This window comes from Candidatus Binatia bacterium, from assembly GCA_029248525.1.
Taxonomy (GTDB): Bacteria; Desulfobacterota; Binatia; order UBA12015; family UBA12015; genus UBA12015.
Genome location: JAQWJE010000054.1, coordinates 1 through 24971 on the forward strand (window position 1 = coordinate 1; position 24971 = coordinate 24971).

General features: G+C 60.4%; 24 protein-coding genes. 3 read left to right on the forward strand and 21 right to left on the reverse strand.

Annotated elements, in window-relative coordinates:
* From P8K07_17795 to tilS, 17 genes are all read right to left on the reverse strand, one after another.
* On the reverse strand, positions 1-213 hold a 213-nt coding region (locus tag P8K07_17795; protein ID MDG1960377.1), incomplete at its 3' end, for a bifunctional aldolase/short-chain dehydrogenase.
* A 62-nt stretch (positions 214-275) separates the two neighbouring features.
* The gene (gene der / locus P8K07_17800) at positions 276-1640 is read right to left on the reverse strand and encodes a ribosome biogenesis GTPase Der (GenBank protein ID MDG1960378.1); all 1365 of its coding nucleotides are present in this window, start codon (positions 1638-1640) and stop codon (positions 276-278) included.
* Positions 1637-2530 carry a GTPase Era gene (gene era / locus P8K07_17805; protein MDG1960379.1) on the reverse strand — a complete coding sequence of 298 codons (894 nt, stop codon included), beginning with the start codon at positions 2528-2530 and terminating at the stop codon, positions 1637-1639. The genes der and era overlap by 4 nt, the downstream gene beginning before the upstream one ends.
* On the reverse strand, positions 2527-3234 hold the full coding sequence (gene rnc, locus P8K07_17810; GenBank protein ID MDG1960380.1) for a ribonuclease III: 708 nt from the start codon (positions 3232-3234) through the stop codon (positions 2527-2529). Before rnc ends, era begins: the two co-directional genes overlap by 4 nt.
* Positions 3231-4376, reverse strand: a complete 1146-nt coding sequence (mnmA, locus tag P8K07_17815; GenBank protein MDG1960381.1) for a tRNA 2-thiouridine(34) synthase MnmA — start codon at positions 4374-4376, stop codon at positions 3231-3233. Before mnmA ends, rnc begins: the two co-directional genes overlap by 4 nt.
* A complete protein-coding gene (locus P8K07_17820; protein MDG1960382.1) occupies positions 4373-5512 on the reverse strand; it encodes a cysteine desulfurase family protein in 1140 nt (379 codons plus the stop codon). The genes mnmA and P8K07_17820 overlap by 4 nt, the downstream gene beginning before the upstream one ends.
* 2 nt (positions 5513-5514) lie before the next feature.
* Positions 5515-6198 (reverse strand): serine O-acetyltransferase, encoded by a 684-nt coding sequence (gene cysE / locus P8K07_17825; GenBank protein ID MDG1960383.1) that lies wholly within the window; start codon positions 6196-6198, stop codon positions 5515-5517.
* 5 nt (positions 6199-6203) lie between these two features.
* Positions 6204-7826 carry a citramalate synthase gene (gene cimA, locus P8K07_17830; GenBank protein ID MDG1960384.1) on the reverse strand — a complete coding sequence of 541 codons (1623 nt, stop codon included), beginning with the start codon at positions 7824-7826 and terminating at the stop codon, positions 6204-6206.
* A complete protein-coding gene (locus tag P8K07_17835) occupies positions 7823-9052 on the reverse strand; it encodes an aspartate kinase (GenBank protein ID MDG1960385.1) in 1230 nt (409 codons plus the stop codon). The genes cimA and P8K07_17835 overlap by 4 nt, the downstream gene beginning before the upstream one ends.
* Positions 9049-9516 (reverse strand): tRNA (adenosine(37)-N6)-threonylcarbamoyltransferase complex ATPase subunit type 1 TsaE, encoded by a 468-nt coding sequence (gene tsaE / locus P8K07_17840; GenBank protein MDG1960386.1) that lies wholly within the window; start codon positions 9514-9516, stop codon positions 9049-9051. Before tsaE ends, P8K07_17835 begins: the two co-directional genes overlap by 4 nt.
* Positions 9517-9579: 63 nt before the next feature.
* Positions 9580-11115 carry an NAD(P)H-hydrate dehydratase gene (locus P8K07_17845; protein ID MDG1960387.1) on the reverse strand — a complete coding sequence of 512 codons (1536 nt, stop codon included), beginning with the start codon at positions 11113-11115 and terminating at the stop codon, positions 9580-9582.
* 100 nt (positions 11116-11215) lie between these two features.
* Positions 11216-12589 (reverse strand): phosphoglucosamine mutase, encoded by a 1374-nt coding sequence (gene glmM, locus P8K07_17850; GenBank protein MDG1960388.1) that lies wholly within the window; start codon positions 12587-12589, stop codon positions 11216-11218.
* Entirely contained in the window at positions 12586-13599 is a 1014-nt protein-coding gene (locus P8K07_17855) for a CdaR family protein (GenBank protein ID MDG1960389.1), read from the reverse strand. The genes glmM and P8K07_17855 overlap by 4 nt, the downstream gene beginning before the upstream one ends.
* Positions 13596-14345, reverse strand: a complete 750-nt coding sequence (cdaA, locus tag P8K07_17860) for a diadenylate cyclase CdaA (protein MDG1960390.1) — start codon at positions 14343-14345, stop codon at positions 13596-13598. Before cdaA ends, P8K07_17855 begins: the two co-directional genes overlap by 4 nt.
* A complete protein-coding gene (gene folP, locus P8K07_17865) occupies positions 14342-15235 on the reverse strand; it encodes a dihydropteroate synthase (GenBank protein ID MDG1960391.1) in 894 nt (297 codons plus the stop codon). Before folP ends, cdaA begins: the two co-directional genes overlap by 4 nt.
* A gap of 2 nt (positions 15236-15237) precedes the next feature.
* A complete protein-coding gene (ftsH, locus tag P8K07_17870) occupies positions 15238-17064 on the reverse strand; it encodes an ATP-dependent zinc metalloprotease FtsH (protein MDG1960392.1) in 1827 nt (608 codons plus the stop codon).
* 25 nt (positions 17065-17089) lie between these two features.
* The gene (gene tilS / locus P8K07_17875) at positions 17090-18496 is read right to left on the reverse strand and encodes a tRNA lysidine(34) synthetase TilS (protein ID MDG1960393.1); all 1407 of its coding nucleotides are present in this window, start codon (positions 18494-18496) and stop codon (positions 17090-17092) included.
* 124 nt (positions 18497-18620) lie between these two features.
* Here tilS and P8K07_17880 point away from each other — a divergent pair, with 124 nt between their 5' ends.
* Positions 18621-19622: a DUF1080 domain-containing protein gene (locus P8K07_17880; protein ID MDG1960394.1), complete on the forward strand. Its 1002-nt coding sequence runs from the start codon at positions 18621-18623 to the stop codon at positions 19620-19622.
* A gap of 16 nt (positions 19623-19638) precedes the next feature.
* On the opposite strand, the gene P8K07_17885 is transcribed toward P8K07_17880, so the two are convergent.
* The 4 genes from P8K07_17885 to P8K07_17900 all read right to left on the reverse strand — a co-directional run bounded on the left by P8K07_17885 (position 19639) and on the right by P8K07_17900 (position 23351).
* Positions 19639-21246 carry an FAD-dependent monooxygenase gene (locus tag P8K07_17885; GenBank protein MDG1960395.1) on the reverse strand — a complete coding sequence of 536 codons (1608 nt, stop codon included), beginning with the start codon at positions 21244-21246 and terminating at the stop codon, positions 19639-19641.
* 420 nt (positions 21247-21666) lie between these two features.
* Positions 21667-22101, reverse strand: coding sequence for a hypothetical protein (locus P8K07_17890; GenBank protein MDG1960396.1), 435 nt, complete (start codon positions 22099-22101; stop codon positions 21667-21669).
* Between the two features lie 62 nt (positions 22102-22163).
* Positions 22164-22376 carry a hypothetical protein gene (locus P8K07_17895; GenBank protein ID MDG1960397.1) on the reverse strand — a complete coding sequence of 71 codons (213 nt, stop codon included), beginning with the start codon at positions 22374-22376 and terminating at the stop codon, positions 22164-22166.
* Positions 22377-22397: 21 nt separating this feature from the next.
* Positions 22398-23351, reverse strand: coding sequence for an AraC family transcriptional regulator (locus tag P8K07_17900; GenBank protein ID MDG1960398.1), 954 nt, complete (start codon positions 23349-23351; stop codon positions 22398-22400).
* 197 nt (positions 23352-23548) lie between these two features.
* Here P8K07_17900 and P8K07_17905 point away from each other — a divergent pair, with 197 nt between their 5' ends.
* Positions 23549-24352 carry a glutathione S-transferase family protein gene (locus tag P8K07_17905; protein MDG1960399.1) on the forward strand — a complete coding sequence of 268 codons (804 nt, stop codon included), beginning with the start codon at positions 23549-23551 and terminating at the stop codon, positions 24350-24352.
* A gap of 340 nt (positions 24353-24692) precedes the next feature.
* The coding region (locus tag P8K07_17910) for a hypothetical protein (protein MDG1960400.1) at positions 24693-24971 on the forward strand (279 nt) is incomplete at its 3' end.

The window sequence follows — 24971 nt, forward strand, 5'->3', positions numbered from 1 at the left end:
GCCGGACCCCTTCACGCAAAGCGATTCGATCTCTCGTCCCAGAATATCGGTTTGGAGCGTCTTCACGGAGGTGTTCCCACCGCCATGCATTACCAAGTCGTCATCGCGCCCGATCAGGCGAGATGTATAGACCCGAAGGGCGATATCCTCTCCCCATTCCTTATAGCGTTCGCGATATTCCTGCGCTTCCTGATCTGACCAGAGGCTTTTCATCGTCCTCCTTTATAACGGAGGATTTACGAAAACGGCTAGGGTGAGATTTCAAGAAACCTGCTTCATTCCTGAACGAAGGGATTTTTGCCCTTTTTGGTGCGCACGCGCAGCCGTAAGGGCACCCCGACCCACCCGGCAGCCTCGCGCAGTCGATGGACGAGAAATCTCTGCCAGTTTTCAGGCAACTCCTCGCTGCCTGTGGTGAACAAGGCCACCTCCGGGGGCGAAGTCCGTGCCTGCGTCGCGTAGAGAATCCGCATGGGCCGCTTGCGGGCCGATAGTGGCGGCGGGTTCTCGTCTACCGCCGTCTCGACCAGCCGATTCAGGTCGGATGTGCCCAGTCTTCTCTCAAAAGCGTCGAGAACCTGATTGAGCGCTCGGATCAGAGTCGGAATCCCCCGCCCCGTCTTTGCGCTGATTTGCACCAGCGGCAGCGGCGGCCATTGCGGCAGCAGGTTCGCGATCTGCTCGTGACATTGCTCAGCTGCGAGACGCGGCGTGAGGTCCATCTTGTTGACGGCAATCACCAGTCCACGGCCCTTGCGCCAAGCCAGATCCGCAAGACGCAAGTCCTGATCGGTGACCCCCTGCTCGGCATCCAACAAAAGAATGCCGACTTTGCCGCGCACCAAAGCACGCACCGAAGCGCTCGCCGCGTAGCCTTCAATATCCTCCTCGATACGAGCCTTCCGACGCAATCCTGCCGTATCGACAAACCGATACGACCGATCCTCAATGGTCACGACCGTATCGATTGCATCGCGTGTCGTTCCGGCAACGTCGTCAACCAGAGATCGTTGAAAACCAGCCAGATAATTCAGCAGGGACGACTTCCCTACGTTCGGACGACCGATCAGAGCGACCTGAGGCAAGCGAGCTTCCGGAGAATCATCGTCTTCAGGATCTCCACCAAAACCCGCTTCGGTGTAGCACTCCTCGATCGCCTCCCAGAGCTCATGGATCCCGCGACCGTGCTCGGCAGACATTCCGATCAACCGGTCCATCCCGAGCTCGGCAAAATCCCAGACCCGAGCGCTATGGCCGCCACCATCGACTTTATTCACACCGAGGACGACCGTCACCCCGAGTTCCCGAATCTTGCCTGCGACTTCCCTATCGGCCGGCGCAACCCCCGCCGCACCATCCACGAGATAGATGATCAAATCGGCTTCCCGTAAAACCTCAAGACTGCGAGCTTCAACGCGCTTGCCCAGCGACCCGTCCACCCCGCCCTGCTCGATCCCGCCGGTATCCACCATCTCGAAGTCGAGACCTTCTCTCTCGAAAAAGGCTCGATTCTCATCGCGAGTTACGCCAGCCGTTTCGTGAACGATCGCATGACGACGTCCCAACAAACGATTAAAGAGCGTGGATTTCCCCGCATTCGGACGGCCGGCGATCGCCACAACAAAAGGTCGCGTATTCACAGGCCCAGCTCCGACAGGCTTCGGGGGCGGGCAAACCACCCGGCATCGACTTTCACATGAAGCCCCAGATACGCGCGCACGCCGAGGAATTGCTCCAATTCCTTACGTGCCCGCTGGCCCACTCGCTTGATGCGCGATCCTTTGTCCCCCAAAACGATCGCGCGCTGGGTCGTCCTGGCGACAATAATCTGCGCTTCAATCACGACGAGGTTTTTTCCCGGCCTTTCCTCGAACGAGTCGATCCGAACGGCCGTCTGGTAGGGCACTTCCTGATGCGTTTCCAGCAGCAATTGTTCGCGCACCATTTCGGCGACGAAAAACTTCTCGGGAAGATCCGTCTGAAAGTCGCCCGGAAACAGCGGAGGTGATTCCGGCAAAACTCCCTCAATTGTATTCAGCAGGTCTTCCAGGTTTTCGCCCGTCAAAGCCGAGACCGGAACCACGTGCCTGTCAGGAACGAGCGTACCAAGCTCCTCGAGCAAGGGGAGGAGCTGGGAGCGCTTGATTTGATCCATCTTGTTGAGCGCGACGACCACCGGACGCTTGTCGCTCGAGAGACGAGGAAGCGCCTTGCGGTCCTCCTCCCGAAGACCTGCAGCTGCGTCGATCACCCATAAAACTACATCCGCATCCGAGAGGCTCTGGTTCGCAACCTTGATCATCCGCTCGCCCAGAAGGTTCTGTGCGTTGTGCATTCCGGGCGTGTCGACAAAGATGAACTGGGTCAAACCTCGACTCTCGACACCGAGGATCCGATGTCGGGTCGTCTGCGGCTTGGGCGTAACGATCGCCAGCTTGCGGCCGAGAACGCGGTTCAGAAGCGTTGATTTACCGGCATTCGTTCGGCCGACCAGAGCGACAAAGCCTGACCTCGGCGTACTCTCGCTCATTTTTCTTCTCCAATACTCTGTCGGGCCAATTCGGAAAGAGCTTCGCGGGCGGCCGCCTGTTCGGCAGCCTTCTTGCTCGACCCCAGGCCTCGTCCGAGAGTCTTCCCCTCGATCGTCACCATAACTTCAAATTCCTTGGAGTGGTCGGGACCGAGGGCACGCAACAACTCGTAGCTCGGCGTCTGCTGAAAAACCCGCTGGGTCAATTCCTGCAAATGTGTTTTCGCCTCGGCTCCACCGTCTCCGAGAGGTGCTCGAATCGCTTCGGCGAATGCCGTCTCGAGAATCTTGAAAGCCGCCGCGAAACCGCCATCGCGATAGACCGCTCCGACCAGGGCCTCGTAGGCGTCCGAAAGGATCGAGTTCTTCTCTCGACCGCCTGTCTTTTCCTCACCGCGGCCGAGAGTCAGATGACTCCCGAGATCGATGGCTCGGGCCTGGTCCGCCAGAGATCGTGCATTCACTAGCCCTGCGCGACGACGTGAAAGGCGACCTTCATCCGCTGACCCCCAAGTCCGTTGCAAGAGATCGCCCACAACGAGGCCGACCACCGCGTCACCGAGAAATTCCAAACGCTCGTTATCCGGCTCTGCGCCGCCCGTCGTCGAGCTATGCACGAGCGCCTCTGTCAACCAACGTCGATCGCCAAAGGCGTACCCGATCGCTGACTCCAGCTCCTCCATCCTGGCCTGACCATCGCTCACGAGGAGGCGATCCAACCGCCGCCAAGAACTCGCGTCCCGTGGTACCAGACCGCGGCCTGCCCGGGTGTAATCCCGCGCACCGGTTGATCCAGCTCGACACGAACGCCTGCCGAATCGGGGATGAGGCGGCACGGTTCGGGATCATGGCGATGACGCAATCGCACCACCGCCTCGCCCGAGTAGGCGGAGCCCGTCCAGCGGACTCCGTCCACCAGCAACTCTTCGCGCAAAAGTGCGGGTCCAGTGCCCAGACGGACCTCGCCGTTTTCCGCATCAATGCTGGTTACGTATTGCTTCTCTGCAGCTCCACCGGGCAGTCCCTTGCGTTGACCGATCGTAAAGCGGTGGACGCCCTCATGCGTGCCGACCTTCTCGCCCGCTTCGTTCACAATCGCACCGGGTCGGAGTTGTTCGCGAGCGGCTCTCTCTTCCACGACTTCCGCATAAGAACGACCAGAGACAAAACAGATATCCTGGCTTTCAGGCTTGTTCGCTACGGGTAGACCCAGCCCTTCGGCCAGTCGTCGCACATCGTCCTTCGCCAAGGCACCGACGGGAAAGAGCGTCCGATCGAGCTCCTCACCCTGAAGCGTGAACAGAAAATAGCTCTGGTCCTTCGACGGATCCTCGCCGGCATGAAGCTCCAGCCCGTCGGCTCCCCTCAGAATCCGGCAATAATGGCCCGTCGCCACCGCCTCGGCACCAGCGGTGCGGGCATAATCCCAAAACGCATCAAACTTCACATCGCGATTACAGAGGGTGCAGGGATTCGGTGTCCGGCCTGCAAGGTAAGTGTCGACGAAAGGCGTCATCACCTTGGCGTCGAAAACATCGCGCAGGTCGACAATATAATGCGGAACATCGAGTAACGCCGCCACACGCCTGGCATCATCGAAGTCGTCAAGCGAGCAACAACCCGAATGACCCGAGGCGCGGGCGCCGGAAGTCCCCAAACGCATGGACACACCCACGACCGAGAAACCTGCCGCCGTCAGCAACGCTGTCGCCACCGAGCTATCGACCCCACCAGACATCGCGGAAACAAGGCGCGTACCGGGTTCATAGCGGTCCAAAAGGTCGGCTTTCCACCGTGAGTTGCCCAGAATTCGATCGATAATTTCTGCAGTTTCAGTAGGCGTCATGCGCATCCCCCCCGACTACGGGCATCAGCCACCACCTGTCGAATGGCAGCCCCAGCTCGGTCAATCGCGTCGGAGTCGAGATCGCTCCCAAACGAGAAGCGCAGAACGCTTCGTGCGGCATCATCATCATGTCCCAAAGCTCTTAGCACATGAGATGGCTCCGGCGCTCCCGCCGCGCATGCGGAGCCATTCGAGGCTGCAACGCCCACAGCATCGAGCGCGACCAGCAGCGCATCCCCCCGCAAACCGGTGAATCCTACCGACAAGGTGCCGGGCAAGGAAGGCTCATGGTCATAACGAACCATAGGGCGACAATTCTCCTGCAAGACTGTCCAGAGGCGCTCTCGCAAAAGCCGAATCCGGGAAACTCGTTCCAGACGATCCTCTCGCGCCAACTTCGCGGCGACTCCAAACCCGATGATGCCGAGCAGGTTCTCTGTCCCGGCGCGGCGCTCGCGCTCTTGCGAGCCTCCGTGTACGCGTGGCATCAGGGTGAGGTCACGCCGGACAAAAAGCGCTCCGATTCCGGGGGGTGCGCCCAGCTTATGACCCGAAAGCGTCAGCAGGTCGACCTGCAAGGAACCGACATCGATCTCTTCATAACCGACGACCTGTACCGCATCACTGTGCAAGAGCGGGCGCTCGTCGGGAGGCAAAGAGGCGAGCGCCGCGCCCACCGCAGCCAACGGCTGCAGGATACCCGTCTCCCCGTTGCCCCAACCCAAACTGACCAGACGTGCTCCGCTCGCCATGCTCACGACCGCCTCCGGAGTGACTCGACCGTGCGCATCCATCGGCAACCAGCCGGGAATACAACCAAGGCCCTCGGCCGCACTCACCGCGCCAAGAACCGAGGCATGCTCGATCGCCGTGCTGAATATGGCATCACCGGGCTGTGTCACGCCGAGGATGGCCAGGCCGTTGGCCTCGCTACCCGAACTCGTGAAGACGATTTCGCCGGGCGCGGCCCGGACCAGGCGGGCGACCTCATCGCGCGCCTCCTCCATAGCATCTCGAGCTCGGCGCCCGGCTGCATGAAGACTCGAGGGATTGGCGACGGGCTGTTGGAGCCAGTCGGTGATTGCCGCTGCAACCTCGGCTCGGATCCGCCCGCCTGCATTATGATCGAGGTACATATTCAGCGTTCGCGGTCAGGTTCGGAAGAATCGCTCGGCTCGGTATCGGCTCCGGTCTCACTCTCCAGATTCGCAACTCGCTCCCGCAACTCCGTCAACGCGCGCACCACAGGATCGGGAAGCGCCGCGTGGTCGAGACTAAGCATCGGCTCGCCCGCATCCGAATGCTCCCCGGATTCAGTCACCACACGTCCGGGCACGCCAACCACCGTCGAATGTGCTGGAACGGAGGCCACAACGACACTACCGGCACCCACACGACTGTGGCGCCCGATTGTTACCGGGCCAAGGACCGCCGCGCCCAGTCCCACGACGACGAAATCTTCGATCGTGGGATGGCGCTTGCCCTTGCCCAGACTGGTTCCGCCCAAACTGACACCTTGGTAGATCAATACATCATCACCGATAATCGCGGTCTCGCCGATGACAACGCCCATGCCGTGATCGATGAAACAACGAGAGCCGATCGTGGCTCCGGGATGGATCTCGACGCCGGTCAGGAACCGGGACACCGCAGCCGCCAGCCGCGCCAGCAGGCGGAAGTTGCGACCCCAAAGAGCATGCGCGGCACGATGCCACCATAAGGCGTGCAATCCCGGATAAAAAAGCAGAACCTCCAACACCGTTCGTGCGGCCGGATCCCGCTCGAAGGCCACAAAAACGTCTTCCCGCGCTCGCTGGAAGATGTTCATCAGCGACGCGTCTTCCCTTTACCCGGCTTGCTTTTCCGGGGCGGCTTACGTTTTCCGTCCTGATACAATTTGAAGTCAATCGCATCGACCAGGGCCTGCCAACTCGCCTCGATCACATTGTGCGAAACACCCACAGTCGTCCAATGCGCGTGCTCGTCCGAGGATTCGACCAGCACGCGGACCACAGCCTGAGTCCCCTCGCCCTCTTCCAGAACGCGAACTTTATAGTCGACCAGGCGCATCTCTTCGATTGCAGGATAGAAACCGACGAGCGCCTTTCGCAGAGCGCCGTCCAGAGCGTTCACAGGTCCATTGCCGACGGCTGCGGTGTGCTCGATCGTGCCATCCGGTGCCTTGATCATGATCGTCGCCTCCGAGACCGGCGCGTCCTCCTCGTTGCGCTTCTCATCAATGACGCGGAACCCGAGGAGCTCAAAGTGGCGGAGCTTCGCGCCTTTGATCGCTTTTTGCAGCAAAAGCTCGAATGACGCATCAGCTCCCTCGAACTGGTAGCCGCGATGCTCCAGCGCCTTGAGCTCATGAAGCAGTTCTTTCGCCTTGGGCTCGAGGACTTTCTGGGAAATCCCGAATTCCTTGGCTTTCGACAGCAGGTTCGAGCGGCCTGCCTGATCGGAAACCAGGATTCGCTGATGGTTCCCCACTGCCTCGGGCGGGATATGCTCATAGGTCGCGGCGTTCTTGCGCACGGCCGAGACATGCAATCCGCCCTTATGGGCGAAAGCGCTCTGCCCCACATAGGCCTGCTGCTTGGCAGGCTCACGGTTGGCCATCTCGTCGACGAAATGAGACAAATCCGTCAGTGCGGTCATCTGCTTTTTACGCACCAGCGAATAGCCGAGCTTGAGCTGCAGGTTCGGGATCACGGAAATCAGATTCGCATTCCCGCAGCGCTCTCCGATCCCATTGATCGTACCCTGCACTTGCAGGCAACCCGCCTCGACGGCCGTAATCGAATTGGCCACCGCCATCTCGCCGTCGTTATGACAGTGGATGCCGAGCGGGATTCCGATGGATGATGCCGCAGCTTCCACACCCTTCTGAATGTCAACGGGCATACTGCCGCCGTTGGTGTCACAGAGGCAGACAAGTGAGGCGCCGCCCGCGGCCGCCGCCTGCAGGCATGCGAGAGAGTATTCGGGATTCGCCTTCCATCCGTCGAAGAAATGTTCGGCGTCGAGAATGACCTCGTCGAAACTCTTGTTCAGATACGCGACCGAGTCCTGAATGATTTCCAGATTGGCGGCCTGTGAAATCCGCAAGGCGTCGCGCACATGCAAGTCCCAAGTCTTCCCGACAATCACCGCGACCGGAGCCCCTGTCCGTTTCAGAAGTTCTAGATTTTCGTCCTTGGCCGCCGTCACGTTGGCCCGCCGGGTGGATCCGAAGGCGGTGATCTTCGCATTCTTCAAACCAAGCGCCAATGCAGGTTTGAAGAAAGCCGCATCCCTGGGGTTCGACCCCGGGTAACCACCCTCGATATAATCGACACCAAAATCGTCCAGGCGTTCGGTAATCGCGAGCTTGGCCTCGACAGTCAAAGCAACTTCTTCACCCTGGCAACCGTCCCTCAGGGTCGTATCGTATACTTGAATCCTCTTCATGAAGGACTTTCTTTCTCGACCAATTCGGCATGCAGTGCCCGGACCGCGAGTTCGGCATATTTTTCATCAATGACCAACGAAACCTTGATCTCGGAGGTCGAGATCATCTGGATATTGATACCTTCCCGAGAAAGCGTTTCGAAAATCCTTGCGGCCACGCCGGCATGACTTCGCATGCCCAGACCAACGACCGATACCTTGACGATATCGGATTCTCCCCGCACGTCCCCCGCGCCAATATCCTCACCGATTTTCGAGACCAACGCGAGGGCTTCCGAGAGCTCGGCGCGCGGCAAGGTAAATGTCACGTCCGTGTGTCCCTCGGCGCCACCATTCTGGATAATCATGTCCACAATGATACCGCTCGCCGCTATCGGCGAGAAGATTTTCTCCGCTAATCCGGGTCGATCCGGAACTGAGGCGAGACTGATTTTTGCCTGATCCCGATCGAGGGCCACTCCAGACACGAGAACATCTTCCATGCGAGCCTCCTCCGGTACGACAAAGGTACCGGGCTCTTCATTGAAACTGGATCGGACATGCACACGCACGTCGTAACGTTTGGCAAACTCCACAGACCGTATTTGCAGAACTTTCGCGCCGAGACTCGCGAGTTCAAGCATTTCTTCCTGACTGATTCGGTCCAACTTGCGAGCGTGAGGTACAATCCGTGGGTCGGTCGTATAAACGCCATCGACGTCTGTGAAGATCTCGCAGACATCTGCGCCGATCGCTGCCGCGATTGCTACCGCACTCGTGTCCGAACCCCCACGCCCCAATGTCGTAATATTACCCGCAGCATCACAGCCCTGAAACCCGGCAACCACAACAACCTGCCCCTGCGCCAGGGCCTGCAGAAGATTTTCAGCGTCGATCGAACGAATCCGAGCCCGCCCGTGGGCATCGTCTGTCTCGACCCGAATCTGGTGGCCAAGGAACGAGCGCGCGGGCACGCCTTCCGCCTCGACCGCGATCGACAGCAGTGCCGACGAGACCTGTTCTCCGCTGGCGACGACAACATCCGACTCACGACGGGAAGGATTACCCGAGAGCTCCGCAACCAGACCCAGCAGTCGGTTGGTCTCGCCCGACATCGCCGACACGACGACAACGACCCTGTCGCCTGCCCGCGCGCGGCTGGCAACGCGCCGAGCGACAGCCTGAATCCGCTCGACGGATCCGACCGAGGTTCCGCCGAACTTTTGGACTACGAGTTGGCCGCTCACGAGGCCCTCCTGCTGGCAAAATCTCCGAGTACCTGCTCCGCTCGAGCACCTGTGGCGCGGAACTCCAGGACCCGCATATCGTCCGAATCACCATAGGCCATTGAAACCTCGAGAGATTCCGGAGGGCGCTCGGCTGCCAGTCGTTCAAACCATTCAACCACCGCGATGCCGTCTCCATCGAGGATTTCCGCCAACCAATCGGCGTCGGGAAGCATTTCCTCGTGGCGATAGAGATCGAGGTGGGTCACGTTGGGGCGGCCCTCATACTCGGCTGCTGTGAGAAAAGTCGGACTGTGGACCACGCCCTCCGCGACGCCGCAACCACGAGCGATTCCCCGAACAAATGCAGTTTTTCCGGCGCCCAGTGGTCCTGTGAGGCCCACAATGGCGCCCGGCTGCAGGATCGATGCGAGAGTTTCCCCCAGCGATTCGGTCTCCTGCTCGGATCGAGTGACCAGTCTCACGACGGAAAACCTTAGCAATTCCCGTCGATCCGTGCACCGAAAAGGTCCCGATCAGCCTCGAGTCTATTTCAACGAACGTGGGGCCGCCGCCGTCCCCAAAAGCTCCGCCCGTGCCCGCGGCAGGCTATCTGCCAGATCCGTGGCCAACAGACCGGCGTCGCCGAGCCAATCTCCGAGCCGATCGCCTGCAAGCCCGTGCAAAAAGACGGCACTTCGGGCCGCTGACAGGGCGTCCAGCCCCTGCGCCATCAGGGCGCCAATCAACCCCGCGAGAACATCCCCGGTTCCGCCCGAGGCCAGCAACGGACCTCCTGTCGTATTGAGATAAAGCGCCCCGCCCGGGTCAGCCACCAAGGAGCCCGCTCCCTTCAAAACGACCACGGCCCCTGAACGCGCCGCCAACCATCCAGCATACGCTTCTCGATCTGCTTGAATCTCGGCCACCGAAACTCCGCAGAGCCTCGCCATTTCGCCCGGATGCGGCGTGAGGACCACCTCCCGGTCCTCCGCAAACCGCGTTCGATCCATGACCCCCATGAAGTTCAGCGCATCGGCGTCAACGACCAGCGGACGACGAGCATGATGCAAGAGCCAGCGACAAATCTGTCGTTCGTCCGGCGCGGTCCCCATCCCGGGGCCGCATACAACTGCCGCCACTCGAGACAGCCGATCGCGCCACTGGAGATCGGAAAACGAATCGCGAGCAAATGGCATCGCCTCCGGTAGCGCCGATACCGCTGCCGGGACAAAGCCTGAAGGCATTGCCAGGCTGACCAACCCAGCACCGCCCCGCAGGGCACCTCGTGCGCAGAGAATTCCAGCCCCCGGGTATGTGGCACTGCTGCCGACTACCAGTACGTGCCCCGCCCGACCCTTATGCTCGTCGAGCGAACGACGGGGCAGCAACTCCCGAACTTCATCGGGATCATTCCAGCGCAATTCCGCGCCATGGGCGGTCCACGCCGCATCGCTCAATCCGATCTCGAGCAATTCCAATCGGCCTGTATATGGTTCTGCGGCACGACCGACCAAGCCACGCTTCACGGCCCCCAGACAGAGAGTATGGCCGGCATGGACCGCCACGCCCCAAACAGCACCGCTGTCGGCGTCCAGCCCCGAGGGAAGGTCCACCGCCACAACCGCCAGCGTTCGATCGTCTTCCCGAGAAACCATATTCAGCCGGTCGATCGCCGCAGCCATCACGCCCTCCACCGGGCGCTTCACGCCCGTACCGAGAAGACCGTCCACAACCAATGAAGCTCTTGCGAGCGCAGGGTCAAAGGATTCGGCAAGGTCGGAATCCACCCGGATGGAAGCGATCGACCCACCGCCCTCAAGCCAGGCCTCTCGTTTGATCGCCGCGGCTCCGGCATATCGCGATGGCGACGCGAAAGAGAGTACTTCGACCTCGACACCGGCGTCCCGCAGGCTGCGTGCGATAACGAATCCATCACCACCATTATTCCCGGGCCCGCAGAGCACGAGAACCGTGGCGCCCTCCACGGCGCGACCTGCAACGAGCCGCGCCGCTACGGCCTGGCCCGCCGTTTCCATCAGATCCTCTTCCGAGACGGGGCTCGCATCGGAAGAACCGTCCATTGTCTTCGCCTCGAGGGCGCGCATCTCCGTTGTCGTGACCAGCCGCACGTAGAACCTTTACCGGGATGCGATGCGCCGGGAAAGCGCCAAGACCAGAGGTTCAGCCCGCGTCAGGCTCCGAATCTCGCACAGCGGAGGCAATCGATTCGGCATGCGCCTGCACCTCTTGCTCATTTTGGCCCTCCACCATCACGCGGATCAGCGGTTCAGTACCTGAGGCGCGAACCAACACTCGACCTTGATCGCCCAACGTACTTTCGACATCAGCGATCGCGGACGCCACCAACGGCAGCACCGTAACATCGCGACGTTCCTGCACGCGGATGTTCAGCAACACCTGAGGATAGTGTTCCATCGCACCGGCAAGTTCGGAAAGCGGCTGGCGAGACTCAACCATCACCGCGAGGATTCCCAACGCGCTGACCAATCCATCACCGGTACTATTATGTTCGAGAAAGATAATATGCCCCGACTGCTCGCCACCGAGGTTGTAGTCCCCACGGACCATCTCCTCGACAACGTAGCGATCACCGACCGGAGTTCGCAGAAGCTGCAGTCCTTCTTCCCGGAGAAACACTTCCAATCCGAGATTTGACATCACCGTCGACACGACTGCGTCATTTTTGAGCCGACCTGCATTTTTCCAGGAACGCGCCGCGATCGCCAGAATCTGGTCGCCATCGACCAGTTCGCCTTTTTCATCGACCAGAAGACAACGGTCGGCATCGCCGTCGAGAGCGATACCGAGATCTGCACCTTCCGCGACAACTCGCGCCATCAAATTCTCGGGGTGCAGGGCTCCGCAGTCCGCATTGATATTCTCGCCGTTGGGTTCGCAACCAATGGAGATCACCGTCGCGCCAAGCTCCTCGAGCGCCTCTGGTGCAACCCGATAACCAGCTCCATTGGCCGCATCGACGACGATCCGCATACCATCCAGGGTTCGTTGTCGGGGGAATGAGTTCTTCGCAAAGACATTATAGCGACCAAGCGCATCTTCAAGACGAAAGGCCTTGCCAATCGCCTCGGCCGTCGGGCGGAGGTGATCGATCGTATCCTCGAACACCAGTCCCTGAATCTCGTCTTCAACGTCGTCGGGCAGTTTAAACCCGTCCTGTGCAAAGAACTTGATTCCATTATCCTGAAACGGGTTGTGCGAAGCCGAGATCACAACGCCGGCATCCGCCCGCATGCTGCGGGTGAGAAAGGCAATTCCGGGGGTGGGCAGTGGACCCACCAAAACAACATCCACCCCCATCGAACAGACGCCGGCGGCCAGAGCCTGCTCGAGCATATAGCCCGAGAGTCGGGTGTCCTTGCCAATCAGCACTTTGTGGCGGCGAGCACTGCGTCGAAACACGTGAGCAATCGCCCGACCCAACCGAAGGGCGACCTCACAGGTCATCGGGTGGGTGTTCGCCACTCCGCGCACACCATCGGTTCCAAATAATCGTTTGGGGGAATCGTTACTCATTCCGTTGACTCCGTAAGCATTTTTTCTGATTCGGGCCGGGGCCCCCTCAGAGTATCGGCTGTTTCTTCCTCAAGCCGTAGCGTTACTTGCGCGGGCTCAATTCGTACCACATCAAAGCCGGGAGGCAGAGCCACTACCGGGGTCAGCAAAGCAGGTCCCGGCATCGGCAGGTCCGTCGCATCGACCGTGATCGCACTGGGGTTCAACTCCAGGGACTCAATCTCGGCCGCCGGCCCACGCACCTCGATCGCGACGTTATCAGGATCGACCAACCATGGTGCCCGCGCATTCCTTATAGCGATCGGCACATCCGGAAACGACCGTTGAGCCAACTGACGGTCGATCACGAGCTGCACGACAACATCGCGGCTCCGCAATTCCACCAAACCCGGCGGATTCTGCAACCGACCCATTAATTCATTAACGCCGGCATCCATCCCGTTGAGGTCCACGCGCTGCGTGCTGACCTGCGTAATCCCCGCGAGCTGGCCTTTCGGGCCTTCCAGTTCGACTTCGGCTGGCAGCAGGACGGCCTCGACGAACTCCAGGCCCGCGCGCAACTCACCTGTTGTGAGCAATTCGATCGGCACCGTGCGCCGGTCGACAACGTCGATATCCAGACTGATTCTGGAAGGAGTCACTCGCGTCACGTCGACGTTCCGAGGTAGTGAAAGGTCCGAGGCCACCAGCGAGTAGGTCACACGGCCCGTCCGGACACCCGCAAGATCCAGCTGAGTCGCCATCCGGTCGGTATCGATGCTGGACAATAACAAGCCGGATCCACGGAGGCGCAGCTGCGCATACGCCGGCACCGTATTCGTGATGATTTTCCCCATCGGCAAATTCACCAGATCGATCCGCAAACGCACGGTGCGCTCACTCGCCCGCTCTCCCAAATTCACCGAAAGCCACAAGGCCACAGCCACCAACAAGGCCAGAGCCCAGGCCCCGCCTTGTCGCAGCGTCGCATTGGCGAAGCGTCGCTCGGTCCGACCACGTCCGCTGCTCATGACGAAACCGCCTGCTCCAGAGCCGCGAGTAATTCTTTCGCGTCGACTGCCTTGACCATCCGTCCCTCATGAACCAGCGAGATCAAACCCTCTTCCTCGGAAATCACCACGACGACGGCATCGGACTCCTCGGTTACACCGATAGCCGCGCGATGTCGGCTTCCGAGGGATTTGCTGATCGCGGGACTGGCCGTCAGCGGCAGAAAGCAACCGGCCGCAACGATCCGACCCTCTCGGATAATTACCGCGCCATCATGAATCGGGGACTGCGGCAGGAAAATTGAGACCAGAAGTTCGCGCGTGACCCGCGCGTCGACTCGAGTGCCCGCATCGAGGTAATCGTTCAGGTGAACACGCCGCTCGAGTACCAAAAGAGCCCCCACCCGCCGAGCAGCCAGCATCGTGGCCGTGCGCGCGATCTCCTCGAGCAACTCGCTCTGCTCCCGTCGTGTTCCTGCGAACACTCGCCAGCGCCCGACCTGCGTCAAGGCTCTCCTGATATCGTTCTGAAACAGGACCACGAGAATGAGAATCGCGGACGACAAAAAGGTGCTGAGAATCCACGAAAGCGTATAAAGCTCGAAATACTGCGCGGTCCAGTAGAGCACCCCCACCGTGAGCAATCCGTAGACCATCTGCACCGCTCGCGTGCCACGAATCAAGCCGATCAACCAATAGACAAGGACTGTGATGATCAGCACGTCAGCCAAATCAGCCAGACGAATATTGCTGATCAGGTCATTCACGAACCTACCACCTGCCGCATACCGTCAACAAGGGACAATGCCCTGCGAGTCTCGGCGACATCATGGACGCGGACGACGGATGCGCCCCGCGCGGCAGCAAGTACAGCGGCGGCGACAGACGCTTCGAGACGGTCCTCCGGACCTTCGTCGACGAGGCCGGCGTCAGACAGAAACTCGCCGAGAAACCTCTTTCGCGACAGACCGATAACCACAGGAAACCCTAGTTCGGCGAATTCATCCAACCGGTCGAGAATGTGGACATTATCGCAAGTCCTTTTGCCAAACCCGATACCGGGATCGATGAGGATGTCCGAGCGAGGAACTCCCGCTTCGACAAACTCCGCAACTCGAGCCGACAGCGATCTCGAGATCTCGGAGACCGGATCTTCGTATTGTGGAGCGTTCTGCATATCAGAGGGGGTCCCTCGAATGTGCCCGACGACCACGGGGACCGCTAGAGACGAAATTTCTGCAGCCATGGTCGAATCCGCCAAACCGCCAGAAACGTCGTTCACGAGACAAGCACCAGCTTCAACCGCCGCTCGAGCTACCGAGGCTTTCATCGTGTCGATCGAAATCGGGACAGGCGAGACTGCGGCCAGTCGCTCAAGTACCGGAAGCACTCGTTCCATTTCATCGGCAGCCGCCACGGATGCCGCACCCGGACGGGTGGATTCCCCACCGAGATCGAGAAGATCGGCGCCGGCGTCAATGAGAGCCATGCCGGCATCAAAGGCCTGCTGATGATCGGATACCCGACTGCCAGCATAAAAGGAGTCTGGTGTGAGGTTCAGAACCCCCATCACCAACGTACGCGCTCCACCCACGGTCCAGGAAACTGAGGCACCCGGCGCGCGAAACGTACGAGGACTCCCCAGTGCCGACATCATCTTCAGAGGCTGGCGCCGGGGGGTGCCTCGGGAGTTGTCTTGGCGAACTCCGCGACAATCTCCTCAAGCTCCTCGCGGTCGAGCACTTCCTTTTTCAGCAGCACACGCGCCATCTCCTCGAGAGCTTCATCGTTATCCACCAGAAGTTGCTTGGCACGCTCGTAGCCACCGACCACGAGTTCACGAACTTCGCTGTCAATCAGATTGGCCGTGGACTCGGAGTACCCCTGCGTCTGCGAAAAATCACGCCCGAGAAATACGTTCTCGTCCGAGCCACCAAATCGAATCGGACCCAGCTTCTCGCTCATGCCCCACTCGCAAACCATGCGGCGTGCAATATCGGTCGCCCGCTCGAGGTCATTGCCAGCGCCTGTCGTGGTGTGCCCCAGCTTCAATTGTTCGGCGGCGCGACCACCGAACAAAATCGCCAGATCATTCTCCAGCTTATGCTTGCTGAGCGTATGACGGTCCGCCTCGGGCAACTGTTGGGTCAACCCGAGAGCCATTCCACGGGGAATGATGGTGACCTTATGCACCGGATCAGTTTCGGGCAGCAACATCGCCACGAGTGCATGGCCCGCTTCATGATAGGCGGTGTTTTTCTTCTCCTCGTCGCTGATGATCATTGAGCGACGCTCGGAGCCCATCATCACCTTGTCCTTGGCGTGCTCAAAGTCGACGTGTGCCACCTGCTCCTTGTCAGAACGCGCAGCAAGCAACGCAGCCTCGTTCACGAGGTTTTCCAGATCAGCACCCGAGAAACCTGGGGTTCCCTTGGCCAGAACCTCAACTTCTACGTCATCCGCGACGGGGACACGCTGCATATGCACGCGGATGATCCCCTCGCGACCCTTCACGTCAGGCCTCGGGACGACCACGCGCCTGTCGAAGCGGCCCGGGCGCAACAGGGCAGGGTCGAGAACGTCCGCTCTGTTGGTAGCTGCGATCAGGATCACGCCCTCGTTGGATTCAAATCCGTCCATCTCCACGAGCAACTGGTTGAGCGTCTGCTCGCGTTCGTCGTGACCACCACCGAGGCCCGCGCCTCGCTGCCGACCGACGGCATCGATTTCATCAATGAAGATAATACAGGGAGCGTTCTTCTTGCCCTGCACAAACAAGTCGCGCACACGCGACGCACCGACGCCGACAAACATCTCGACAAAATCCGAACCCGAGATCGAGAAAAACGGTACGCCGGCTTCACCAGCGATCGCTCGGGCCAGCAACGTCTTGCCCGTGCCGGGAGGTCCGACGAGCAAAACGCCCTTGGGGATTCGTCCACCCAGCTTGGTGAACTTCTTGGGGTCCTTGAGAAAGGCGATGATCTCTTCGAGTTCTTCTTTTGCTTCCTGAACGCCTGCCACGTCCTTGAAGGTATTCTTCTCCTGCGCTTCGTTGAGCAGACGCGCGCGACTCTTGCCGAAAGACATGGCCTTGCCGCCGCCAACCTGCATCTGACGCATGAAGAAAATCCAGACGCCGATCAAGAGCAGCATCGGGAACCACTGAACCAGCAGGATCACGTACCAGGGTTCGCCCTCTTCGGGCTGGGCCTCGATCTTCACATCTTGCGCGCGGAGGCGGCTCACCAGGTCCGTGTCGCCGGGATCATAAGTGCGGAAGGAGTCTCCGTCCTTGTAGCGACCGGTGATTTCCTTGCCCTGGATCGTGACCTCGGAGATCTCACCGCGCTCGAGAGCGGTGGAGAACTCGCTGTAGACGCGCTCAGGCTCCGTCTCCTCCGGTTTGGAGAAAATTTGGAACAGCAACATGAAAAGCAGGCCCAGTACGAGCCAAAGAAGTAAATTTCTTGAAAATTGGTTCAATTTTTTTCCGATTTCTCTTGGAAACTCAGGCCTTTTTTCTACACCCGTTCAGGTCCTGCAGCAAATCACCTTCCGCGATTAACACGAGACCGTCGTTCTTGCCCGGATCCGACCAGCGCCCGGCGGCCGAAACACCCGGGACCCATACAACCTCATTGTCCTCCAAAATCACCGTCAGACCACCCCGCAAGTCGCGAGGAATGCCCAAATCTGTGCATAAATCGAATAATTTACGGGTGCCTGATGGTAAACGGAGCCGATCACCCGGGGATGGCGCTCGGGCACGAAGGCCTTCAAGCCCGGCGGCTTCCGGCAGAATCGTCCGCAGACAGGAAATTGGAGGATTCACCTCTCCCCACAAGCCCGCTCGGGTGCGCAGTCGGGTGCCATTGGGCAGCAGGCAGTCGCCGGGCAAGCCCAGATTCGTGCACGTCCAGGGCCGGCTCGCCCGCCCGATCCTCTCCACATCCTCACAGGAGAGGTAGAAAAGAGAGCCGTAGCGACGCCTCACGCAATCTCCCCCGGACAGGTCCACCCCGCCGCTCGGCGAGGAGCCGGCGGCAACGGCCAACAATTGTCGGACCTGCCGGCGTGTCGCGGAGACGCCCTGCTTCGCCAGCCATTGATGCACGATACGCGCGCTCGCGCCTGGAACGATTTCGAGCAAGCGCAGTGGTAGCTCTCCATCGGGCAAACCGCGCAGAAGGTTCTCGACCCACGCTTCTGCAAGTCGCGACTCGACGCGAAGCTCGGCCGTCAGGTCCGAGATCCGACTGGTTACATCGACTTCGAGGACACGTGCCATTTCCGGCAGCAGATCGCGCCGCACGCGATTGCGGAAGAAGCGCTCTTCCTCATTCGAGGAATCCTCAACCCACGCGATGTCCCGCATGCGCAGATAGTCCCGAACATCTTCGCGTCGCTCGTGCAGCAAGGGGCGCATCAGACCATCGGCGCGCAGCGGAGCCATTGCCGACAACGAAGCCACTCCTCCGCCACGTGCCAGACGCATCAGGAAGGTCTCGGCCTGGTCCTCGGCGGTATGCGCCACAACAATCCAGCGTGCACGCCACGCACCCGCCGTCGCTCGCAACGCCGTGATGCGTGCCTGCCGTGCCCGAGCCTCGAGATTCGCGGTCTCCGGCCCCAGATCGAACCGGTGCAGGAAAAACGGCAACCGCCACCGCCGCGCGAGCGACTCGACAAACTGCGCATCACGCGCAGACTCCTGACCGCGTAATCCGTGGTCGACATGCGCGACGGCAATCTCGAGCGGCAATCGACCGCTCGAGGCAAGCGCCGTCAATGCCGCGAGAAGCCCCGTGGAGTCCGCCCCACCCGACACGCCGACCACCAGCCGACTGCCCGGCAGGAGGCCCTCTGTGTTGCGCAGCGTGTGCTGCAAACGGGTTTCAAGACCATTGTCCGGCACCAGGATAGTCTACCCGGTTCCTCTTTGCTGTGCATCCGCCGAAAACAGGCCCCGGGTTGGCAGAAACTCGCGCGACGAGCCCGGAAGGATGGACCGAGACTGCCTGAATGATAAGAAATTGCGGATGCATACCCGCTATTCACGCGACCGGCTCCCGAGCAGAATCCATCAAATTCTACTGGCGGCAATCGCGATGATCTTGCCGGGATGCACCGCACCCCCGGCCTTTTTGCTTCCGGCCGCAATTCTGGATCCGGCGCAGGCAGGCGTCGAAGGCCGACTGCAGGGAGAGTACGCAACCTCCAGCGGTGCGCCTGCCGCGCAGATCGTCGCTCGGGGTCAGGGGCGGTTTCGCTTGCGCTGGTGGCCCGAAGGCGACGTGACCGGAAGCTCCAGCACAGCGAGCACTCCCACGGTGGACGGTGTCCTGCGCGGCCAGAAGGCCGTGTTCTCCGGAAGTCTGGAAGGGACCACCGATGGATCCACCCTGAGTGTTTCCGACAGCCTCGGGAAACGCTGGATATTGGTGCGACAGGAACGTCGCAGCCCCACCCTCGGGTTGCGAGCTCCCGCTGGCGCGGTGGTTCTCGACAGGCAAGAGACCACCGAAGGCAGGTTTGATGCCACCGGCCACCTGCAACGGGGCGCGCGAAGCCGCGAGGCCTTTGCTGATGCAAGGATCCATGTGGAGTACCGCCTGCCCTTCGAGCCCGACGGCGAAGGCCAGTTCCGCGGCAACAGCGGTGTCTACATCCAGTCTCGCTACGAGGTACAGGTACTGGATTCCTTCGGTCGTCCGGTCGGAGATCGCGAGGCCGGCGCGCTCTACAAACAATCCCCTCCGATGGTCAATGCCGCCCTGCCCCCGCTGGTGTGGCAGACCTACGATATCGACTTTCGCGCAGCTCGGTTCGATGCGACCGGAGAAAAGATCGCCAATGCCCGCGTTACCGTGCGACACAATGGCGTTCTGGTTCAGGACGACACCGAGATCCTCGAACCCACCGGACAAGGAGACGCCGAGAGCGGGGAACCCGGGCGTTTGCTTCTGCAGGACCACGGCAACCCGGTCCTGTACCGGAACGTGTGGATCGAGAGGCGCGGCGACTCGCCCCCGCCGACCTGAATCGTTGCCCAGGCGATCAGGGATGCGACAAGCGATCAACCGCTGCGGCGACCGCTGCGGCGACCGCCGCGGCGGGATCCGACGGCGCCTGCTCGCAAACCCACGCGATATGTCCGTCGGGCCGCACCAAAACCGCGGCTTCGGGACCAAGGCCCCCAATGTCCCCAAGAAGCGCGCCCGCCGCGCGATCCGTTTTCGCGACACCGGCATCCGCCCAAAGATCGCTGCGGGTGCCAGTCAGCAGAACAAATTCATCGGGGCGAACAAGCCCCAGAGTCGAGACCATACCTCCCCCGTCAGCCAACCAGACGTGCGGCAACCGATACCCCGCCACCAGCCCGCGAGGCACATCGCGAACCACATTCTCGACCGGAAGGTCAGCTGCATCATCATCAAGGATGGCCGGGCTCCGATAGCGATAGCCTAGATCCAACCCGAGCATGTCGAAGTGTTCGGGTTGTGCATCGATCGCGGCCTGAACGTCGCCACCGCCGGCGAGAGCCTCCTCGATCAAATCCATCTTGCGATAGTTGCTCAGACTCTGGTCCGCATTGGCGACTGCGACCGGGCGACGCTCGATCTCGTAGGTGTCGAGCAGGCGGTCGTCGGCGTGCCCAGCCATGGCCATCGCGACTTTCCAGCTGAGATTATGCGCATCGCCGACCCCGGTATTCATCCCGATGCCACCGGTAGGCGGAAAACGATGTGCAGCGTCACCCAGCAGAAAGATCGGTCCTTGCCGATAGCTGGCAGCGACCTGACTCGACATGCGCCACGGCGCCACCGAAGCGATCTCGACGGGCACATCCGCCCCGATCGCGTCGAGAACCAACTGATGCGCACGGGCATCGGTAAACCATTCGCGATCTTTCGTTTCGGGATCATAGGGGTGCATGAGGACCCAATCGGAATCGACACGGTGGCATATGAAAAACCCTGCTGCGGCCCCGCCCAAAAATTCAAAAAGAAGTGCCGGACGCTCAGCCAGAAGATCTCGGAGGTCGGCGTGAAAGTGGATCCCCACGAACGACTGAACCAATTCCGGCCCGACCATTTCGATGCCACAGGCATGGCGGATATCGCTCGAGGCACCATCGCAGGCAAAGAGGAAGCGACTACGGATCCGGACCTCGCCCCCATCCACACCCACATGCGAGATCAGCCGCTGATCGGCACCCCTCTCGCTGCGCAGCCAGCGATGGCCGAAGTCCACACGGGCACCCGCGTCGCGCGCCTCCGCCAACAAGAGCGGCTCGAGGCGATCCTGCGAGATATTCGCGATCGGCGTCGGCGTAGCGGCAAGAATCTTCTCTGCTTGCCCCGCCCCCAACAACTCGAAGCAACCATGCTGGGTCCCGTTCAGAGAATCCACCCAGCGAATGGCGGGAATCTCGGTGATCGGCGTCGACAAGGCGCGCAGGCGTTCTTCAGGCACTCCTGCTCCGGTCAGGATCTCGAGCGTACGGGAGGAAACCACGTGGGCCTGCGGGGCGCGATGCGTACCCGCGCGCGCTTCGATGACCGCGACCGTGATGCCGAGGTTCCGCAGGAGCAAGGCGCAGCTGAGCCCGACCGGACCGGCACCACTGATCAAGACATCGACATTCATCACGTCGTTCGGCATCGTGGATCTTTCCGTAGCGCCCTGCGATTGCGCCAGCAACTCTTGCACGAAACAACGGCATGCCGTCCTTGATCAACAGCGTGCCCCCGGCTGCTGGACCGCATACCCGATGGTCCCAAATGGCGCGGCTCCGGTGCCGCTATTCGCGTCGTCACCGTCCTAGGCGAAAAATATAGCGCGCCGGTCGAGGGACCATATTCAACCACGACCAAGATAGCCGGATCACCATCGAGTTCGACCTTCGACAAGTTCTATGTTGCTGAGATTCTCACACGCGATCTGATTCGTCCAGTTCCAAACCATGGAACTCTTCCGCCTCAAGTGAGCGCAAGGCGTGGCCGTCATTTCCCGCGATCGGAAAATCGCGGCGGCCCGCAAACCCCCGAAACTGCGGCGCGACCGTTGTTCGCTCAGGAAGGCTCAAGAACCGGAGGGGCTCGCTTCGTGATCCTCGCGGATCTTTCGCCGCGCTTCATACTGGCCCACGAAATAACCGTTCGAAAATATGGCGGACATCACGGCTATCGAACTGCAGAACAGAACGGCCATGCGAAAGCCGCTGACAAAGGGCCCCGGCCCGACCAAAGCCCACATCAGAGGCAGCACGAACCAGTAGCCCAAACAGGAGACAAAGATCCCCGTGGGCATCTCGGCCGCCTCGGGATCTTGGCCCCTCGAGCGCCACCACTGCCAGCCGCCCAGAACCGTACCGAGCCCCAGCGCGATGACGATATTCAAGTACATGCCCATGAAAACATCGGCACCAAGCACGGCCACCAAAACGATGCTGAGCAGCGGGTATCCGAGAAAATAAACGGTATATAAGGGGCCTAGGCTAAGAGCTTGCCTCTCCATCCCGACACGATTCCGAGCGGATAGAGGCGAGTCAATTCTTTTCGGCGCCCAGCCCCGCCGAGCTAAGTCCCCGCAAAGACACGCACCGCGTCGGCAACCTTCTCCAGACTGTCCTCGCGCAGAGCCGCCGAGATCTCCGCGCCCAGCCCGAGGTATTTGTTCGAGGGTGCCGCGGAAGGCGCCCTGCTCGCGTTCAGAAGCTCGCTTACCCGGTGAGATGCCTGCGCGGGCGCGGATACGGTCCGGAAATCGATCAGACCGGTCAGGTCGGTCACATACGACCAGCGCTTACATCGCTACGAAGCAGCCCTGCGAAGCTCGCCGGGAGTCCGGCCAAAGTGCTTCTTGATCGCTTTACTGAACGAAGATTCCGACGAGTATCCTGTGGCCTCGGCGACGGTGATCACGGAATCGTAACTATGCTGCAACATCGTTTTCGCTCGCAACAGCCGGGTATGGGTCAGATAGGCCTTCGGAGTTTCGCCAACCAGTTCGGTAAAGCGGACATTGAACCGTGTACGGCTCATCCCGGCGGCCTCACAAAGCGACTCGACCGTCAGAGAACCATCGTCTTCCGCATGAACAAGGTTGAGTGCGATGCCGATATGGGGGTCCAATAGTGCCGCAAAGTAGCCTTCCTCTTGTGGCGATTCCTGCAGGTGACTTCTCAACAGTTGCAAAAAAAGCACTTCGGTCAGCCGATCGATGGTCAAGGCCGAACCCGCAGTATCCGACTTGCTGGTCTCCACCATGAGGTTCACGACGCCCTCGAGCACCTGACGCGACTCCGCACTCGCCTTCCGCACATGAATAAAGCAGGGCAGGTTTTTCAGCAGGGGATGATGAATGGACGTGTCATAGGACATGGTTCCGCTCAGCCAGCGGGCAGCTTCGTGCGGTTCCTTCACCCTCTCCGGCTGCGAGAAGCTGACGGTGCCGCGCTTGACGACCATCACCTCATCGTCGTCGGGCAATCGGATCACGTTCTCGCTGGGCAGCTTCAATCCTTCGGCACTGCCGCTCAGCTTATGATCGCCACCTGTAGGAAAAGCGATGATGTCGCCCTCTTCGAGGGCGATCGGCTCGGGGTTCCCGCCCTGGCGAAGATAACAGCCGCCCTGCAATACGGCATGGAAGACACCTTGAGGTCGGTATTGAATTTGTGCACACCAGGGGCCCTCACCTGCGCTGTTCAGATAGGTCTTCGCCGTCCAGCGAGTCGCTTTCAGCATGTCGGAGAGGAAATCCATACGCCCAGCTTATATCACTTTCTTGTGGTCCTACATCCGCGCAGGCGTGCATCCGAAAGAAAAGACAAGCCTTCGGTCCGTTGCGACATGGCGTTTCTGACCAAACCATCGGATAGTATCGAAAGAAATGTTTCACCTTGTCTACATCTCGAATCAAGACCCCCGACGGCCCAGAACACCCCCGCGAGGAAAGATGAATGCCTAAAATCCGTCTTTACGGCTATTCCACCAGTCCCTTTGTCCGCAAGCTGGGGTGCTGTCTGTACTTCAAGCAACTTCCCTTCGAGTTTGTACCGGTCGACCCCACCAACCCCGAGCAGATCGCGTTTACGCGACAGACTCAGGTGCCGGTCCTCCAGATCGGGAATGAGTGGCGCACGGACTCGACACCACTTGCCCTTTGGGTCGAAGAACTGTTTCCGGAGCGGCCCCTCTTTGGCCACAACTCGAGGGAACGGGACCTGATTCTGGGCATGGACAAATGGGTCACGGACAGCCTGATCCTCAGTTCCTTCAGGTCGGCCCACGAAGGTGAATTGACCACCAGATTTCGCCAAACTGCCTGGCGCCTCGCGGCGATCGTCAGCAGCCAGACGCCCTTATCCGATGAGATTCGCAACGTCTGGCCGGAGATGTTGAAGATGGCGCCGTTCGTCAAGCACATGATGTGCGATATCGACCGGACCGAGCCTCTACCCCGGATGCGACAACGGGTGGCCATGGAACTTCTGGGCCATCTGGGGGAAGGCCCCTTTTTTGGAGGCCTCGACCAGCCATCGCTGGTCGACCTCGCGATCTACCCCCAGCTGGTCTTCAGCTTCATGGTGGGTATCGAGCAGAACCTGATGCCTGCTGAGGTGCCCGCCCTGCACCACTGGCTCGACAACATACGCGCCTACCTGCCGGACAACCCTCTCCTGGTGCCCGATTTCATGATCGTCAGTCCGCTGCCGCCGGTCAAAACCGAGCAAACCCTGCCACCGCAAGTTGCCAACGGATGAGCACCTTCTGGATTGAAACCATGCCGCAATACCTGCCCGGAGCCGCCGCGCTGACCACTATAGGGAGTCAGGAGATTTCAAGAATGACTCGAAGTATTTTCTCCGACATGATCTTTTTCTTCGACAGCTTTATCCCTCTCCGGGGTTCCCTCAGGTGGTGGGCTACTCCATCCTGTTGGCCCGAGTGGCTGCCAAACGAATGCAGAAGACCGCGTGGGGAGGCTTTACGATGAGAGAAAAGCGCAAAAGAGAAAAGTCCGGCCGGGCAATCACCGACAGTGCCCCTCCGGAGTTCGAAACTGAATCAGCAACAGGAAGCATGGAAAAAGAGCGATCCACAATGAAAAATATACTCTTCAGCACGTTATTCTTCATCGCCGTCTGCGCACCCTCGGTTCAGGCGCAGCCCCTTTTCGACTCCGCGGAGTTTCTGGACGAGTCGACCCTCGACATCAACGTGGTCGACGACTGGCACGTCGACACCGTCAACGGCACCACACGCCAGAAGCTGGTCGACATCCGCGTGGCCGAGTGGTGGCCGGGATTCGATTACCGAGTCCTGGTGCGCTTCATCGTGCCGCTGGACGCACCCGCAACTGGCATCCATCTCACTGGAGGG